Genomic DNA, 14,024 nt, shown 5'->3' on the forward strand with positions numbered 1-14,024 from the left:
CTCACAATTACTGGTCAAGCACCTGCAATGGCGACTCGCGCAGTATTCGCACGGAGAAATGAATGTATGAAGCGCCGTAAATCGAGTGAAGTGAAACTAACGAAACGTCGGCGTCGCCAAAGACTTCGCAAAATAAGAACTGCCGCTTTGTCTCTTGGACTTGCCACTGCCTGGGGGACCGAGGCGGAAGCAGATGTCACGTTCAAACTCGAACTCGCACCACAACAGACACTTTTTAATGCTGTCGTGCTTTATGGCAACAACGTTTCGACCGCAGCGCGTAGGTACTTGGGAGCAATCCCCGGCGGTGAAAAAACGACAGTCTTCCAAACCTTGGTCGGCGACGTTGTGCCAAACGGGGATTGGACCGTTGATCCTGCTTCCTACGTGACGACTACGTCTGGGTTTAGCGATGCCTTTTATGCGATTGTTGGGCTCTACGACAACAACGGAGCAATTGGGGTCATGGCGACGTTTCCTCGCGACACACCGGCTGTAGGCGCCGAATGGTCCGCAATCTTTGAGGATCCTGCTCTGAACTCATTCCGCCATCACACCGAGGCTGCAATAGTCGCATCATTAGAAAGTGTAGCGGATCTTCCCGGGTTCCCAGACACTTACATAGACATTGACGCCACAAAGTTGATGGAGACCTACGGTGGGCGTGATGATGTTTATCGCAATGCTTCGTCATTTTTTGACATGCCTCCGATGAATACGCCCTACGGCGACGAAGCCGCCTTACTGTCATTTAGTAGTGCCACATTTACCGGCACAGTTACCGTGTCAGTTGTTCCGGAGCCCGGGGCTTCATTTCTCTGTATGGCCGGCGTGGGGCTTGGAATGGCAGTCCGTTGGAGAAAGAGCGGTAGTCAGCCGTGAAATGAGGCTCAGCGCTTGCATCATTGCGAAGGACGAGGAACGTCACGTACGCCGCTGTCTCAATTCGGTAATTGGCGTTGTCGATGAAATAGTTCTCTTAGATACAGGTTCAACAGATCGAACTGTCGAATACGCAAAGGATCTCGGCGCGAAGACTTACTCATTCTCTTGGGAAGACGACTTTTCTGCCGCGTACAACGCTTGCATCGAGCACGCTTCTGGAGACTGGATACTCCTTTTGGACGCCGATGAGGAATTACTTCGGGAGTCTCTTGGCGATTTACACGATTGTGTCCAAAGCAGCGACACGATTGCCTACGGATTACTCCGCCGGGACCTGCGCGATGCTAGCAACCTTAGTGTCTTCACTAAAATGTTGCAGTTCCGCCTCTTTCGAAATCGCCCCGACCTGCGTTTCATTGGCCGCATTCACCATCAATTTCAGAATTCGCTGGAGGAGATCGCACAACGTGAGGGCATGCAAGTGCTCACCAGCAGCATCGAGTTCAATCACTACGGCTACATTGATTCGAACAAGCGACCAAAGCTCCTGAGGGCTGAGAAGCTGATGGCTCTAGAATTGGAGGATCGTCCCGATCAATTTTACTACTTAGTCGAGTTAGGAAGGACACGGATCGCGCTAGGTGACGACTCAGGAGTCGATCTCTTGAAACGCGCTGCAGAACAGGCTGCCGCGGAGGATCCGCAGGCGTCGGCCAGTCCAGGGCAACTCGCGCAGCTTCTTGAGCATGTGCTTGCGGCTGATGTACTACCCAAAGGTTTCCCGATCACGCGTGAAGAGGCAGATCGTATCGCCATTCAACGCTTTCCTCGAGCGATCCCGCTGCTCTGGCAGAGAGCGCTGGCAAAGTACAAGTGCGGTAAGTTTGGCGAGAGTGCTAGGCTACTGGAAAAGATTCTGCATCTTGCTCATACCGATGACTATGACCGGCTAGCAAGTTTCGCCCCGGACATTATGGACAGTGACGCCAAGCTCAACCTTGGTGCGTGCTATGCGCGACTAGGCAAATTAGGCGACGCGCTGCGCTGTTTTGATGAGCTGGCGGAAGACCGGAAACACGGGAGGGCAGCAAGCGTAAACGCCACATTGATCCGTGAGATCATTGACGACTCGTAGAATAGGAGCAGGAGAAGGATACCGATTCGGTGTAGCTTCTCCTATTGCTAAACTGCCGCTGTCTGCGCTTAGCAACGCAGCTTGGATATCGAAGGGGCAATAGTATGGCTTCGCATTTTAGGGACCGGAGATACACACGGCTAAAACATCCAGCCGAGTTAATAGCCCTGGATGGCACGGCAGTCCCGACAGTCCATAGCACTGGTGCAGTTCACCCCGCTCACTTGCGTACCCGCATTCTGTCGATTGCGTCATAATCGCTGACCTCGGTCTCCGGCCAACTCGCTCAGGAGGTTTCATCTCCGGTCTACCCCAAGCGGAGCCTGATTGGTCGAGATTGTACGAGTTGTGTCGGGCTGGTGCTGTTTCGCTGTGCTGGCAGCCAGCTTACCCGCCAATTCTGCGCACGCACTCACCAAGTGCCCAAAACCCGTTGCTGAGCCAACCCGCCGAATTCATTAAAATGGATAGGCCCGAAGTTCTACTCCCTGCTGACTAGCCCCAAAGTGACTCCATTCTGTCCACGGCACCAGCAATTCTGCCGACAGAATCGAGACCAAATCGCAGCCACGTAGCTTCCTAAGTCGTGCTAGGCAGCAGAGTTATCCTCGGGAGGAGATCTGTCTACCGGGCCTATATTGTCCATTGGATTTTTCTTTTTCGAACTGAACGAAATCCGAAGCGATCGCCAGGCAGAAGTGCTTCTGGCAGCGTGCTGAGATTCAATCCATCGGTTGAACAACTGAACATGATTCAACGAGAGGAGCGAATGCTTGGAATTTCATGCCTATCAATCCGCAGCGAGGCTTCACGAAGGCTAATAGAGAATGTAAGCCGATCTGCTCGGAGCCTTGGCCGGCTGGAGGTCAGCTCGGAAAGAAGTGGATGGGCAGCTCTTGAAGTCGGACGGCTGCCGGTTGCGCGAAAGATTCAAAGACGATCCCCAAGAGATTTCATCCGAGACCCTGGGTTGGTCGAAAGCGAGGCACGGCGACGAGTCCGCATTTATCGTGGCGACCTATTTTGGATCAGCTTTCTTTGGCTCGTAGGCCGCCTCACTCGATTTTGAAGCCCGCTCATAAACACGCACGTAGTCGACGAGCATTCTCTGCGGCCACTTGCTGCTTTCGTCGGGTTGGGCTTTCTTGACGAAGTCGCCGCCGATCGCGAGGTTCAGGATGACTTGCATCGGTGCGGTTTGCTGGCTGAGGAATCCGTCGACTTCGTCGTCGGTGAGTGTCCAGAACTTTTCTCCGTCGACAAAGAAGCGAATTTCTTGCTTCTCCCATTCGGCGGCGTAAACGTGGAAGCCCTCGTGATAGTTGACTGGTTTGTCTTCAACTTGCTTGCTGTAAAGCTTGAACTTGAAGTCGTGCTTGTAGGGCTTTCGGCTACCGAAATGAAAAGCGCCGTTCACCTGGAAAGGTTGGTCGCCGCGGTTCTCCATGATGTCAATTTCACCTTCGCTCGGCCAAGGATGCTTTCGCCAATCGGGAAGAATCCATATGGCCGGCCAAGTGCCGCGGGTTGAGGGTAGTTTCGCGCGTACTTCCCAGCGGCCATGCTGCTTGTACCACCGGCTGACGACCTTGCCTGAGGAATACGGTTGGCCCTCATGGGGCGTGTCGTCGGCGATCAAGACGAGGTTGCCGTCCGCGACGCTCACGCGGGACGCGACGTAGGCTTGCTTCTCATTGTTGTGCGGCTTGCTGCCGATGAAGATCTCCCACTTTTTTTCGTCCAGCGATTTGCCATTGAACTCGTCGCCCCAGATTTGAGTCCAGGTCGGCTGCTTGGCAAAGGTCGCCTGGGAGGTGAAAGGTAATACGAGGGTGGCCACCCAAAACCAACGGAGTAGGTGCATGGGAGCATAACTTGTCAGGAATTGTTGTGGCATGCGTGGATTTCGAATCGTTTTATTGGTACACCAGTTTTGGGGCGTAAGTGTTACGCTCTATGATTCATCTGAGTCGAAAATGCACCCAAGTTCAAGCATGATCCTACTGATCGACAACTACGATAGCTTCGTGCATAACCTAGCCCGCTACTTCCAGTTGCTAGGGCAGGAAACGCGCGTGGTAAGGAATGATGAGCTTGGCGTCGATGAGATAAGGGCGATGAAGCCAGCGGCGATCGTGCTTTCTCCCGGTCCATGCACCCCAAACGAAGCGGGTTGCTCGCTGGAGGTGGTGGAGGCTTTGCATCGCCAAGTACCCATGCTGGGAATCTGCCTCGGCCACCAGACCATTGCCGCGGCGTTCGGTGGTCAGGTGGTTCGTGCGGATGAGCCTCGGCATGGCCGGACTTCTGAGATTGAGCACGACGGGCACGCAGTATTTGCGGGGGTGCCCGCGTCGTTGTCCGTATGTCGTTACCATTCGCTGATCGTCGAAGAGGAGTCGCTGCCGGCGGAGCTTGTGGTCACAGCGCGAAGTACGGACGATCAGGCGATCATGGCTCTCGCTCACCGCGAGCTTCCGGTAGTTGGTTTGCAATTCCATCCTGAGGCCGTCCTTACGTCCCACGGGTTCCGATTGCTCGCAAACTTCTTGCAGCTTGCCGGCACCGAGGTCGATGTTAGCGTCAGTGAATTAGCAACCGCTGAAAATCGAACGCCGCCGCCGTTAGAAGAACCAGAAGGCTTGGGTGTAGCGCCGGGTGGACCGATTACTTTTTGACTGGCCATTTGTATGGTTCGATGAGTTAGTTGCGGGTGGTAGAATTCACTGCATGACTGATTATCCGCGTGAACCACCTGACGGACTGCCTGCTCTTGGTGCGAATGGACGCATCCTGGAAGGGCTTGTGACAACGCTCAATCCGGACGGCACGACAAATCTTTCCCCCATGGGGCCGATTGTCGATCGTCAGCTCGGCACTGGGGGAACTGAGTGGTTGCACTTTCGTCCCTACGCTCCCTCGACGACGCTGGAGAACATGAAGCGAACGGGGCGAGGGATTCTGCACGTGACCGATGATGCTTCGTTAGTAGCTATGGCCGCAGTTGGGAAGCTTCAGAAACTGCCGAACATGCGAAAGGCTTCCGGCTTTGAGGGGATGATTCTTACGCAGGCGTGCCGTTGGTTTAGCTTTGAGGTCGTTGGACTCGATGATCGCAGTGAGATGCATCACGTCTATGCGAAAGTTGCTGAGAAGGGAACCCTGAGGGAGCACTTCGGCTTTAACCGGGCGTCTTCCGCGATTCTGGAACTGGCGATCATGGCGACCCGAATCAAGTTTTTGCCCGCAGAGGAGATTCGCTCAGCCGTCGAAAGACTCTCTCCCGTTGTGGTGAAGACAGGCGACAAGAAAGATCTGCGAGCACTGGAGACGCTTGGGCAGCATTTCGATTCTCAGTTGGTGGCGTCGTGAATGCTGGCGATGATCTGCTGGAAGGAAAGCCGACCAAGCCGGTCCGCGTGAGTTCGCCTAGTCGGCTGCACTTCGGACTACTTCGGTTTCGTGCCGACCAACCCGGCGAGCGTAGTTTCGGTGGCCTGGGGATGATGATCTCCGACCCGCAAGTTTCAGTGGAAGTCGAACTGTCCAAAAAATGGTTAGCCAAAGGGCCGCATGCTGAACGGGCACTTGAGTATGCGCAGTTGACGGCAACCCATTTGGGCTTCGAGGATTGCTTCGTCATCCGCGTGCTTGATGCGCCGGCTCAGCATGTGGGGCTTGGATTGGGAACGCAATTGGCGCTCTGTACTTCGGCTGTCGTGTATCGAGCGGGTGGGGTTGCCGATCCCGCTGCAGATGCTTTGGCGAAGATCACTGGGCGAGGAAATCGCAGCGCTGTCGGGGCGTATGGTTTTGAGCGTGGCGGGCTGATTTTCGAGAATGGGTTTGTCGATCAGAATGAACTTGGTGAATTCGTAGAGCGAGCTGAGGTTCCCGAGGACTGGCGCGTCGTCCTCATTACCTTACCAACAAAGAAGGCCATTCATGGCTTAGCCGAGCAACAGGCCTTCGAAAAAGTGCCCCGGGTCGCTGAAGCGACCACGGCCAGGCTTTGGGAGTTGGCGGCAGAGCAGATCTTGCCCGCTGCGAAAGCGAGTGATTTCGACATGTTTAGCGAGGGAGTCTACGCGTATGGTCGCAGGGCAGGGGAGTGTTTTTCCGACGTGCAAGGCGGCGCTTATGCGACGCGGGAGTTAGCCTTGGCTGTTGAGAAGCTCCGTAGCTTGGGAGTGAAGGGTGTCGGGCAGTCTTCGTGGGGGCCGACGCTGTTTGCTTTTGCTGAGAGCGCGAAGGCGGCGGGCGAAGTCGTTGAGAGGATTGAAGCTCTGCCCGAATTTACGGATGCAGCTCTACGTGTTACAGAAGCAGACAACCGTGGGCGGAAGCTCGGTTGTGGCTAGGGGCACCATTGATCGACGATTGCGGTGACTTCTTCGCTTTCCAGCCGTTCGTGAGCCAGTAAGGCATCGACGATCGCGGCGATGGCGGACCAGCAGTGGTCGTCGCTGAACGTCGTGAACAGGCTGCTGGCAGCTTGTTCGAGATACCTGACGCGGCGACGCCCGTCAGGCATAAGCTCTGCGGCCGCTTTCCAGGCTTGCCGCCAGTCCTCAGCCCATTCGGCAACGAAGCCGGGGTGAAGTGGTTCCCCACGGTAGATCATTTCTGCTGCGGGACCAGCCAGTGCGACGAGGACTTGCCGCTCGGCAAACTCCCGCGAGGTGAACTCGCTAGTCCGCCAGAGGATCTCCGCGTCCCCGTACCGCTCTGGGCCGTCATCCCAATCGGGCCGGATGGTGATGCTTGTGACTCTTGCACCGAGTCGTGTCGCCATGAAAGCGTGCCCCGCTTCATGGTACGCGATCAGTTCTTCGTTGTTCAAAACAGACCGTGTGGTGGGTTCAAAGCAGACCGTAATTGATGAGCGTTTGTTTGAGAGAAGCTCTTTGTTCTTCGCTGAGTGGCGTCATCGGCAGAAGAAGTTCGCCGCTGTCACGGCCCAGCATTTCCATCGCCGCTTTCACAGGAATGGGATTCGTTGAAAGGCCGAGCATGTCACGGCAGAGTGGAAATAACTTTGTGTGCGAAGCTCTAGCCTTCGTGTAGTCACCTTCGCTGGCGGCTTTGACGAGTGCGATCATGTCTTGTGGGACGATATTCCCGACAACAGAGATCACGCCCTCAGCGCCCACGGACATCAATGGCAGAGTAAGACTGTCGTCGCCACTAAGAACGGTAAGGTTCGTCGAGGCGAGAATCGAGGAGGCTTGATCTAGCGAGCCGGTCGCTTCCTTAACGATCGCAATGTTCTCTAGCTCCGCGAGGCGAATGATCGTTTCGGGTTCGATATTCTTGCCCGTGCGGCCAGGGATGTTGTAGACGCACTGTGGTAGGCCCGTTTCTTCGGCCAAAACCTTGAAGTGCTGGTAAAAGCCTTCCTGCGTCGGCTTATTGTAATAAGGGGCCACTTGCAGGGCGGCATCCGCCCCGGCTTTCTCCGCGAACTTGGTCAGGCGCAATGCCTCAGCGGTACTGTTGGAACCGGTGCCCGGCATGACTTTGATGCGACCGTTGGCATGCTCGCAGACGAAGGCAATAACCTTCTCATGCTCCTCGTGAGTAAGGGTCGGCGACTCACCGGTGGTGCCGACGGGGCACAGGCAGTTGGTGCCGGCCTCGATTTGGAAGTCGATCTGCTGCTTGAAGAGTTCGTAATCGACCTCGCCATCTTTCAGAGGGGTAACGAGGGCGACGGAGAGTCCTGCGAAGTCGGTGCCTTTGGTGGCCATCAGTTATTCCTGTTGGTTGCTTTAGGTTCGCTGCGTTTCGTAGCGAGTATGATAGACGCTTTAGAGAGTTGTTCAATTGGGGAGTTCATGGCGTCGCGCCGTGCGAGGCGTAGCTCGCGGGCTAGAGAGGACCGTAGAGTCGAGCGCGTTTAGCTTATGAGCTGTTTCATGTCGCGGACGGCTTGTTCCAAGCCGACCATGATTGCACGGGCGATGATGCTGTGGCCAATGTTTAGCTCGCACATGTTTTCAAGAGCAGCGATCGGTTTCACGTTGCGGTAATTAAGGCCATGGCCCGCGTGCAGGATGAGGCCGCTCTCGATGATTTGCCGGCCCGCTTCGGCGAGTTGCGCGAGTTCCTTCTCGCCAGCGTGATTGGCTGTCGCTTCCGCGTAGGCTCCCGTGTGAAGCTCGACGGCCTCGACTCCAAGATCTTTGCCGGCTTCGATTTGCTTCGGGTCGGGGTCTAGAAAAAGGCTGACGACAATCCCTGCATTTTGCAATCGTTTGACTACCTCGCCGACTCGTTCCTTCTGTCCCGCCACATCGAGCCCCCCCTCGGTGGTGACTTCCTCCCGGCGTTCTGGAACCAAGGTTGCCTGGTAGGGGCGCGTCTGACACGCGATTTCGACGACGTCGTCCTCGCAGGCCAGCTCGAGATTCAGTTTTACCGCGACCGTCTGCCTCAATAGGTGAAGGTCGCGATCCTGAATATGGCGACGGTCTTCGCGGAGATGTAGCGTGATGCCATCGGCACCGCCGAGTTCCGCGAGAGAAGCCGCCCAGACGGGGTCGGGCTCATTGGTCTGGCGGGCCTGACGGACCGTGGCCACGTGATCGATGTTAACGCCGAGTTGAGGCATTTGAGCGGTAAGGGGCTGGAGATTCTGGAGTTGGGGGCGAGGGGTTCGTCTCTTAAGTAGACCCCCAGACTAGTAGGAAAGTTCGCTCACAGAAAGTGGTTTCGATCGACTCCTCAGCTCCGTGGTCAGCGTGGGGGACTCTGTCAGTGGCTAATCGCTACGATTGGAAATATCGCTTCTACTATCAATTTGTCGCAAGTTCTCAACGTGGCAGCATGCGCAGAACTGTGAGCTACACTTCCATAGCATGACGTGATTCCCTCGACCTTCCAGCCACGTCAGGCAGCTTCTCCCCAAGCCGTAACGCGACCAGCCCAGACGCATCCCACTGCGTTACGACCTTTTCATCTGATCTATTCTGAAGAATTTAGAGAGGGAAGAAACCACCATGGACTGCCAAACATTAGCGAGTCGAATTCAAACCCTGCAACCCGAGGCCTCGCCTCAGGAAGTCGCCCGGCTATGCCTATTGCTAAGCAATAGTCGCGATGATCTCGATGCACTGGAAACCCCTGAAACGCTGGCTGAGGCTTGGAACGAAACCGGCTTGAAGCTGCAGGCCTCGACCGATCAGCATGCTGCTATGACGCAAGAACTTGAGGATCTTGCGAACTCGGACCCTGAAGCATTCTCTCAGGACCAGATCTGGGTGCTCATCCGGGCCATTAAGGTGCAGAGCCAAGTGCTGCAGATGTATATTGGGCAGCAGGCGTTGGATGTTTGATCGCTTGCGGCTAAGCCCCGTAGCGCGGTGCGAGCACCGCGGCGAAATGGGGGTTATCCTCCGCCGAGTTCTTCGAGCATAAGCATTGCAAGGCTCATGTAGATGACGATCCCGGCGATGTCGATGATTCCGGTGAGGAAGGGGCTGCTCATCAGCGCTTCGTCTAAACCGAGACGTCGGAACATCAACGGGAGCAGCGAACCAACGATGGTCCCGCAAATCACGACGGACAAAAGCGTGATCGGAACCACCAGCGCTTGCTGAGATGTCAGGTCGGGTTGCAATACGCGAACGACGACAAACCCGAGCAGAGCTAAAAAGCCGCCGAGGCAGAGCCCGGTCACGATTTCTCTGCGTACTACCTTCAGCCAATCGCTCGGGGTGATGTCTTTATTCGTCAGTGCGCGGATGACGAGCGTTGTCGATTGGGTACCGCTGTTACCTCCGCTGGAAATGATCAGCGGTATGAAGAGCACCAGCCAGGTCACCTTCTCCAACTCGACTTCATACTCCTTCAGCGCCGCGGCTGTGAGCATGGCTGCGATAAACAGCACAGTGAGCCACACTCCCCGTTTCCAGGCGAGTGTGTACCAGGGCGTTTCGAGATAAGTCTCGTCCAGCGGATCGACCGCACCGGCGAGATAGGCATCCTCTTCCGCTTCTTCGCGAAGAACGTCGATCACATCATCGTGCGTGATGATGCCGACTAGGTGTTGTTCATTGTCGACCACGGGAATCGCAAGAAAGTCGTAGTCAGCGACTTTCGCGGCGACCGTTTCTTGATCGTCGGTGTCGGTCACGGTGAGCAGGTCACGCTCCATGAGATCACTGATCTTTGTGTCAGGGCGACCCAGATGGGTAACCAACTGTCTCGCGGAGACCAAGCCCCGAAGGTGGTTCTCATCGTCGACAATATAAATGTAGTAAATCGTCTCGTGATCAGCCGCTTGGCGTGCAACTTCGTCGAGAGCCTCGCGTACGGTGAGCGATTCTGGCAGGCGAGCCATGTCGCTCGTCATCACCGCACCCGCAGTTCCCTCGGGATGCTGAATCAGCCGCTGGATATCGCGGCGCTCTTCGGTTGGCAGCAGCGGAAGAATGGCTTCGACCGAGTCGTCCTCAACCTCCTTAAGAACGTCCACCCGGTCGTCGTGAGCCATGCTGGCGATCAGGTCGCTAGCTTGCTGGGGATCGACCGTCTCGAGGATTTCGACTTGGAGCTGCTCGGGGAGGTAGGAGAAAAGGTCGACACGCGTGGCTACATCAGCCGCTTGGAGAACCTGCCACGACTCTTGGGGCTCAAGCCCCTCCATGAACTCTGCTGTCCGAGCCGGATGCAGGGCCGTGCAGAACTCGCGCAGGCCCTCAGAGTCTTGCTCTGCAAGCATTTCGCGAAGTTCGGGGAGGTAGAGGGTGTTGATCATTTCGGGGTATCGGTGGCAAGCTGTCTCTGTACTTATGTTGACATATTCGTGACCGCAAATTAGCTTAAAGCAACGCACCTAGGGAAGGGAGCCTCGCTTATCTTGAGGTCAGACTCTCTTCTCGCTTGACTTCACTCGAATTACTTTTTGCGAAGGCTCTGCTGCGGCAGCAACGTCGGCACACGCTCATCGTTGTGTCTTTGTTCTCTGCCCCAGCATGGCTTCCGTACCGAGCCAACTATGAGTACTCGCTCCTCGACTGAGCCCGCTACGTCTGGACCCGTCTCCGCTTCTGAGCTCGCCTCCGCTGAGTCCGCGACGACTGACGCTGCCAGTTTGGCCTCAGACTTTTTGGATTCGACCGAAACGCGAACCGACTTCGCTGGTTGCCAGGAAGCCATCGGCTACACGTTCCACGACATCAGCCTACTCAGCGCTGCGCTCACGCATGCTTCCGGAGTCTCGCATCGTCTTGCGTCGAACGAGCGAATGGAGTTCCTTGGGGACGCCATTCTAGGGGCCGTTGTTTGCGAGCGTTTGTTCCACCTCTTTCCAGAATACTCAGAGGGGGAACTGACGAAAGTAAAATCGGTGGTCGTCAGTCGAGAAACTTGCGCGTTGCTTAGCGAAGAGATGGGGCTCGATCAGTTCCTCATCTTGGGCAAAGGCATGGCCTCTGACCCACAAGTCCCCAAGTCGGTTTTGGCTGCGGTATTTGAGTCGCTCGTCGCGGCGATTTATTTGGATGGAGGGCCGGAACCGGCTCGTGAGTTCATCTTGCGGCGTATTGAGAACAAGATTGAAGCGACGGTCTCTACGGAGTTTGGCGGCAATTTCAAGTCGCTGCTCCAACAACATGCCCAACGCGAACATGGCGTGACACCCGTTTATGAACTGCTTGACGAGAAGGGGCCTGATCACGCCAAGTGTTTCCAAATCGCCGCCCACGTGAGCAAACAGCAGTTCACACCAGCTTGGGGGCAGAGCAAGAAAGAAGCAGAGCAGAAGGCGGCGCAGAACGCGATCTGTGAAATCCGTGGCGATGAAACGCCGCATACTCCTGAAGAAGAATAAAACTCTCGGTAATTCTTGAGTTTGACGGCTGCGCATCTCCCGCACGAGTGGCTATGATTGGGAGCACGTGGTTTGTAGCCCCACGGACTCGTCTCTCTTCTGCGTGCCTCTTCGAACGGCTTCTCGGTCCCTAAAGAGTAAAGTAAATGAATTCAAGAAATGCCCGATTAGGGATGGTGCTTTTCCTCGTTTACCTTGCACTCTACGGCACCTTCGTTCTTGTGAATGCTTTTTCACCGGAGACGATGGAGAGGACTCCATTTGCTGGCGTAAATTTGGCTATCCTTTCGGGTTTCGGGCTCATCATCTCGGCCTTCTTGCTCGCCTTAATCTATGGAGCGCTTTGCGGAGACGAGGACGTCTTCTCCGAGGGTACCTCGGAAGCGGAAGAGAACCAGCAAGGAGGCGAGGCTCGAGAATGATTTACGAACCCTCTTCCATCGCGCTGGCAATCTTTTTGCTCTTCGTTGGCGTCACGCTCGGGCTCAGTTTCTATCTGGGGCGGAAAGCGAAGTCGTCGGAAGGCTATTTTGCTGCCCATGGGCAGATTCCTTGGTTCGTCAACGGCGTTGCTTTCGCGGGCGATTATCTTTCAGCCGCTTCCTTTCTAGGGATCTGCGGCATGATTGCTTTCTACGGCTACGATGGGTTCCTCTATTCGATTGGCTATCTGGCCGGCTGGATTGTTGCCTTGTTCGTTGTTGCCGAGCCCATGAAACGCCTTGGCAAGTTCACCTTCGCCGACGCGCTGAATGCGAAATTCAACTCGAAAGGAATCCAGTTTGTTGGCGGCGTGAGTACGCTGGCGGTCAGTGTGTTTTATCTGATTCCTCAAATGGTAGGCGCTGGGGTCCTGGTACAGCCGCTACTTGGGTGGCCGCACTGGGCGGGGGTGCTGGTCGTCGGACTGGTGGTGATCTTCATTGTCGTCACGGCAGGGATGGTTTCGACCACCTGGGTGCAGTTTCTCAAGGGCTCGCTCCTGGTTGTGTTTAGTGCCGTGCTGACCGTGATGATTCTCCAGCGAGGTTTCGAGGTCGATCCAGAGATCCCTCAGCCTCAGACCGTGACGAAGAATCCCGACGGAAGCGAACTGATGAACGGTTTACCCTTCGGTAAGGAGTCGGGACAAGGTTCGCTGGCGCCGGTCGGTTCGATCTCCAAACTGCCAGAAGGTAAAGAAAGAACAGGGCCGCTCGGTCCTTTGGAGTTCTTTAGCACCCTGCAAGAAAGTGAAGTGATTCTGTGGAGCAAGGAAACGACCAAGGCGGAGGACGGAACGGAGACGACCGTCTACACGCCCAAGCCAACCGCGGGCAGCAAAGTCTTGCGACCCGGTGAACATCCCAAGTTTGCAGGGATTCGCGGTGAGGAATTCAGCGACAAGCTGAATTTTCTTTCGTTGATGCTCGCTCTCTTTTGCGGAACGGCGTCGTTGCCGCACATTTTGATCCGATACTACACGGTCAAAGACGGAGCAGCGGCTCGCAAGAGTACGATCGTCGGTATTGGCTGCATCGGTTTCTTCTATGTGTTGACGCTCTATCTTGGCTTGGGGGCGATGACCAGTGGCGCGATGGATGTCACCGATAGCAATATGGCTGCGCCACTGTTGGCGAAAAGTATGAGTGAAATGTTGTTCGCGATTATTTCGGCCATTGCTTTTACGACCGTGCTGGGCACTGTGAGTGGCTTGATCCTGGCGTCTGCCGGAGCCGTTGCTCATGATCTTGTCGGCTGCCTCTCTAGCAGAACGCTGAGTGGAACCGAGCAAGTTCGGATCGCGAAGTTCGCTTCGATCCTTGTTGGTGTGATTGCAATCGTCCTGGGCATGCTTTTTCAAAAACTGAATGTCAGCTATCTCGTTGGCTGGGCGTTCAGCGTCGCGGCTTCCGCGAACTTGCCGTCGCTGGTGATGCTGCTTTTTTGGAAAGGGACTACCAAGGAGGGTGTCATCGCCGCGGTTGTGGTCGGCATGACAAGTTCCCTCGCTTGGATTCTCCTCAGCGCAGACACGTACTCAGCCGTTTACGGCTTAGCCCCCGAAGACGCCCTAGCCCCATTCAGCCAACCGGGGATTGTGACGATACCGCTTGGTTTCCTTACGCTTTTCGTGGTTTCGCTGCTCACACAGCCGAAGAGAGCGGGTAATTAGTGTTCTCGAAAATA

14 protein-coding genes are annotated in these 14,024 nt (G+C 55.6%); 9 read left to right on the forward strand and 5 right to left on the reverse strand.

All coding sequences use genetic code 11. The features are described from left to right. Nucleotides 1-66: 66 nt before the first annotated feature. Both RIB44_06165 and RIB44_06170 read left to right on the forward strand, forming a co-directional pair. Nucleotides 67-882, forward strand: coding sequence for a hypothetical protein (locus RIB44_06165; GenBank protein ID MEQ8616160.1), 816 nt, complete (start codon nucleotides 67-69; stop codon nucleotides 880-882). Nucleotide 883: 1 nt separating this feature from the next. Then, the gene (locus tag RIB44_06170; GenBank protein ID MEQ8616161.1) at nucleotides 884-2,020 is read left to right on the forward strand and encodes a glycosyltransferase family 2 protein; all 1,137 of its coding nucleotides are present in this window, start codon (nucleotides 884-886) and stop codon (nucleotides 2,018-2,020) included. Nucleotides 2,021-3,038: 1,018 nt separating this feature from the next. Here the strand turns inward: RIB44_06170 and RIB44_06175 are convergent. Then, nucleotides 3,039-3,917 carry a glycoside hydrolase family 16 protein gene (locus RIB44_06175; GenBank protein MEQ8616162.1) on the reverse strand — a complete coding sequence of 293 codons (879 nt, stop codon included), beginning with the start codon at nucleotides 3,915-3,917 and terminating at the stop codon, nucleotides 3,039-3,041. Nucleotides 3,918-4,014: 97 nt separating this feature from the next. On the opposite strand from RIB44_06175, the gene RIB44_06180 reads away from it, so the two are divergent. The 3 genes from RIB44_06180 to RIB44_06190 are packed head-to-tail and all read left to right on the forward strand — an operon-like array spanning nucleotide 4,015 to nucleotide 6,381. After that, nucleotides 4,015-4,698, forward strand: coding sequence for an aminodeoxychorismate/anthranilate synthase component II (locus RIB44_06180; GenBank protein MEQ8616163.1), 684 nt, complete (start codon nucleotides 4,015-4,017; stop codon nucleotides 4,696-4,698). 52 nt (nucleotides 4,699-4,750) lie between these two features. Further along, on the forward strand, nucleotides 4,751-5,392 hold the full coding sequence (locus RIB44_06185; protein MEQ8616164.1) for a DUF447 family protein: 642 nt from the start codon (nucleotides 4,751-4,753) through the stop codon (nucleotides 5,390-5,392). Then, nucleotides 5,389-6,381, forward strand: a complete 993-nt coding sequence (locus RIB44_06190; protein ID MEQ8616165.1) for a hypothetical protein — start codon at nucleotides 5,389-5,391, stop codon at nucleotides 6,379-6,381. Before RIB44_06185 ends, RIB44_06190 begins: the two co-directional genes overlap by 4 nt. Here the strand turns inward: RIB44_06190 and RIB44_06195 are convergent. From RIB44_06195 to RIB44_06205, 3 genes are all read right to left on the reverse strand, one after another. Beyond that, a complete protein-coding gene (locus RIB44_06195) occupies nucleotides 6,378-6,863 on the reverse strand; it encodes a hypothetical protein (GenBank protein ID MEQ8616166.1) in 486 nt (161 codons plus the stop codon). The genes RIB44_06190 and RIB44_06195 overlap by 4 nt on opposite strands. Nucleotides 6,864-6,882: 19 nt before the next feature. Beyond that, nucleotides 6,883-7,773 carry a 4-hydroxy-tetrahydrodipicolinate synthase gene (gene dapA / locus RIB44_06200; protein MEQ8616167.1) on the reverse strand — a complete coding sequence of 297 codons (891 nt, stop codon included), beginning with the start codon at nucleotides 7,771-7,773 and terminating at the stop codon, nucleotides 6,883-6,885. A 146-nt stretch (nucleotides 7,774-7,919) separates the two neighbouring features. Then, a complete protein-coding gene (locus RIB44_06205) occupies nucleotides 7,920-8,633 on the reverse strand; it encodes a pyridoxine 5'-phosphate synthase (GenBank protein MEQ8616168.1) in 714 nt (237 codons plus the stop codon). Nucleotides 8,634-9,021: 388 nt separating this feature from the next. Between RIB44_06205 and RIB44_06210 the strand changes: the two genes are divergently transcribed. Next, nucleotides 9,022-9,357 carry a hypothetical protein gene (locus tag RIB44_06210; protein MEQ8616169.1) on the forward strand — a complete coding sequence of 112 codons (336 nt, stop codon included), beginning with the start codon at nucleotides 9,022-9,024 and terminating at the stop codon, nucleotides 9,355-9,357. Nucleotides 9,358-9,410: 53 nt separating this feature from the next. Here RIB44_06210 and mgtE read toward each other — a convergent pair whose 3' ends face one another. After that, nucleotides 9,411-10,781, reverse strand: coding sequence for a magnesium transporter (mgtE, locus tag RIB44_06215; GenBank protein ID MEQ8616170.1), 1,371 nt, complete (start codon nucleotides 10,779-10,781; stop codon nucleotides 9,411-9,413). 240 nt (nucleotides 10,782-11,021) lie between these two features. Here mgtE and rnc point away from each other — a divergent pair, with 240 nt between their 5' ends. The 3 genes from rnc to RIB44_06230 all read left to right on the forward strand — a co-directional run bounded on the left by rnc (nucleotide 11,022) and on the right by RIB44_06230 (nucleotide 14,010). After that, complete coding sequence (rnc, locus tag RIB44_06220; GenBank protein MEQ8616171.1) at nucleotides 11,022-11,855, forward strand: ribonuclease III; 834 nt, start codon at nucleotides 11,022-11,024, stop codon at nucleotides 11,853-11,855. A gap of 146 nt (nucleotides 11,856-12,001) precedes the next feature. Continuing rightward, a complete protein-coding gene (locus tag RIB44_06225; protein MEQ8616172.1) occupies nucleotides 12,002-12,277 on the forward strand; it encodes a DUF485 domain-containing protein in 276 nt (91 codons plus the stop codon). Then, nucleotides 12,274-14,010, forward strand: coding sequence for a cation acetate symporter (locus RIB44_06230; GenBank protein MEQ8616173.1), 1,737 nt, complete (start codon nucleotides 12,274-12,276; stop codon nucleotides 14,008-14,010). Before RIB44_06225 ends, RIB44_06230 begins: the two co-directional genes overlap by 4 nt. Nucleotides 14,011-14,024: the final 14 nt, after the last annotated feature.

This window comes from Lacipirellulaceae bacterium, from assembly GCA_040218535.1.
Taxonomy (GTDB): domain Bacteria; phylum Planctomycetota; class Planctomycetia; order Pirellulales; family Lacipirellulaceae; genus Adhaeretor.

Excerpts from the sequence above, each read along its gene's own strand:
- RIB44_06165 (MEQ8616160.1), top strand. The coding sequence starts at position 67 with ATGAAGCGCCGTAAATCGAGTGAAGTGAAACTAACGAAACGTCGGCGT.
- RIB44_06180 (MEQ8616163.1), top strand. The coding sequence starts at position 4,015 with ATGATCCTACTGATCGACAACTACGATAGCTTCGTGCATAACCTAGCC.
- RIB44_06205 (MEQ8616168.1), bottom strand. The coding sequence starts at position 8,633 with ATGCCTCAACTCGGCGTTAACATCGATCACGTGGCCACGGTCCGTCAG.
- RIB44_06175 (MEQ8616162.1), bottom strand. The coding sequence starts at position 3,917 with ATGCCACAACAATTCCTGACAAGTTATGCTCCCATGCACCTACTCCGT.
- mgtE (MEQ8616170.1), bottom strand. The coding sequence starts at position 10,781 with ATGATCAACACCCTCTACCTCCCCGAACTTCGCGAAATGCTTGCAGAG.
- RIB44_06225 (MEQ8616172.1), top strand. The coding sequence starts at position 12,002 with ATGAATTCAAGAAATGCCCGATTAGGGATGGTGCTTTTCCTCGTTTAC.
- RIB44_06210 (MEQ8616169.1), top strand. The coding sequence starts at position 9,022 with ATGGACTGCCAAACATTAGCGAGTCGAATTCAAACCCTGCAACCCGAG.
- rnc (MEQ8616171.1), top strand. The coding sequence starts at position 11,022 with ATGAGTACTCGCTCCTCGACTGAGCCCGCTACGTCTGGACCCGTCTCC.
- RIB44_06185 (MEQ8616164.1), top strand. The coding sequence starts at position 4,751 with ATGACTGATTATCCGCGTGAACCACCTGACGGACTGCCTGCTCTTGGT.
- RIB44_06230 (MEQ8616173.1), top strand. The coding sequence starts at position 12,274 with ATGATTTACGAACCCTCTTCCATCGCGCTGGCAATCTTTTTGCTCTTC.
- RIB44_06170 (MEQ8616161.1), top strand. The coding sequence starts at position 884 with ATGAGGCTCAGCGCTTGCATCATTGCGAAGGACGAGGAACGTCACGTA.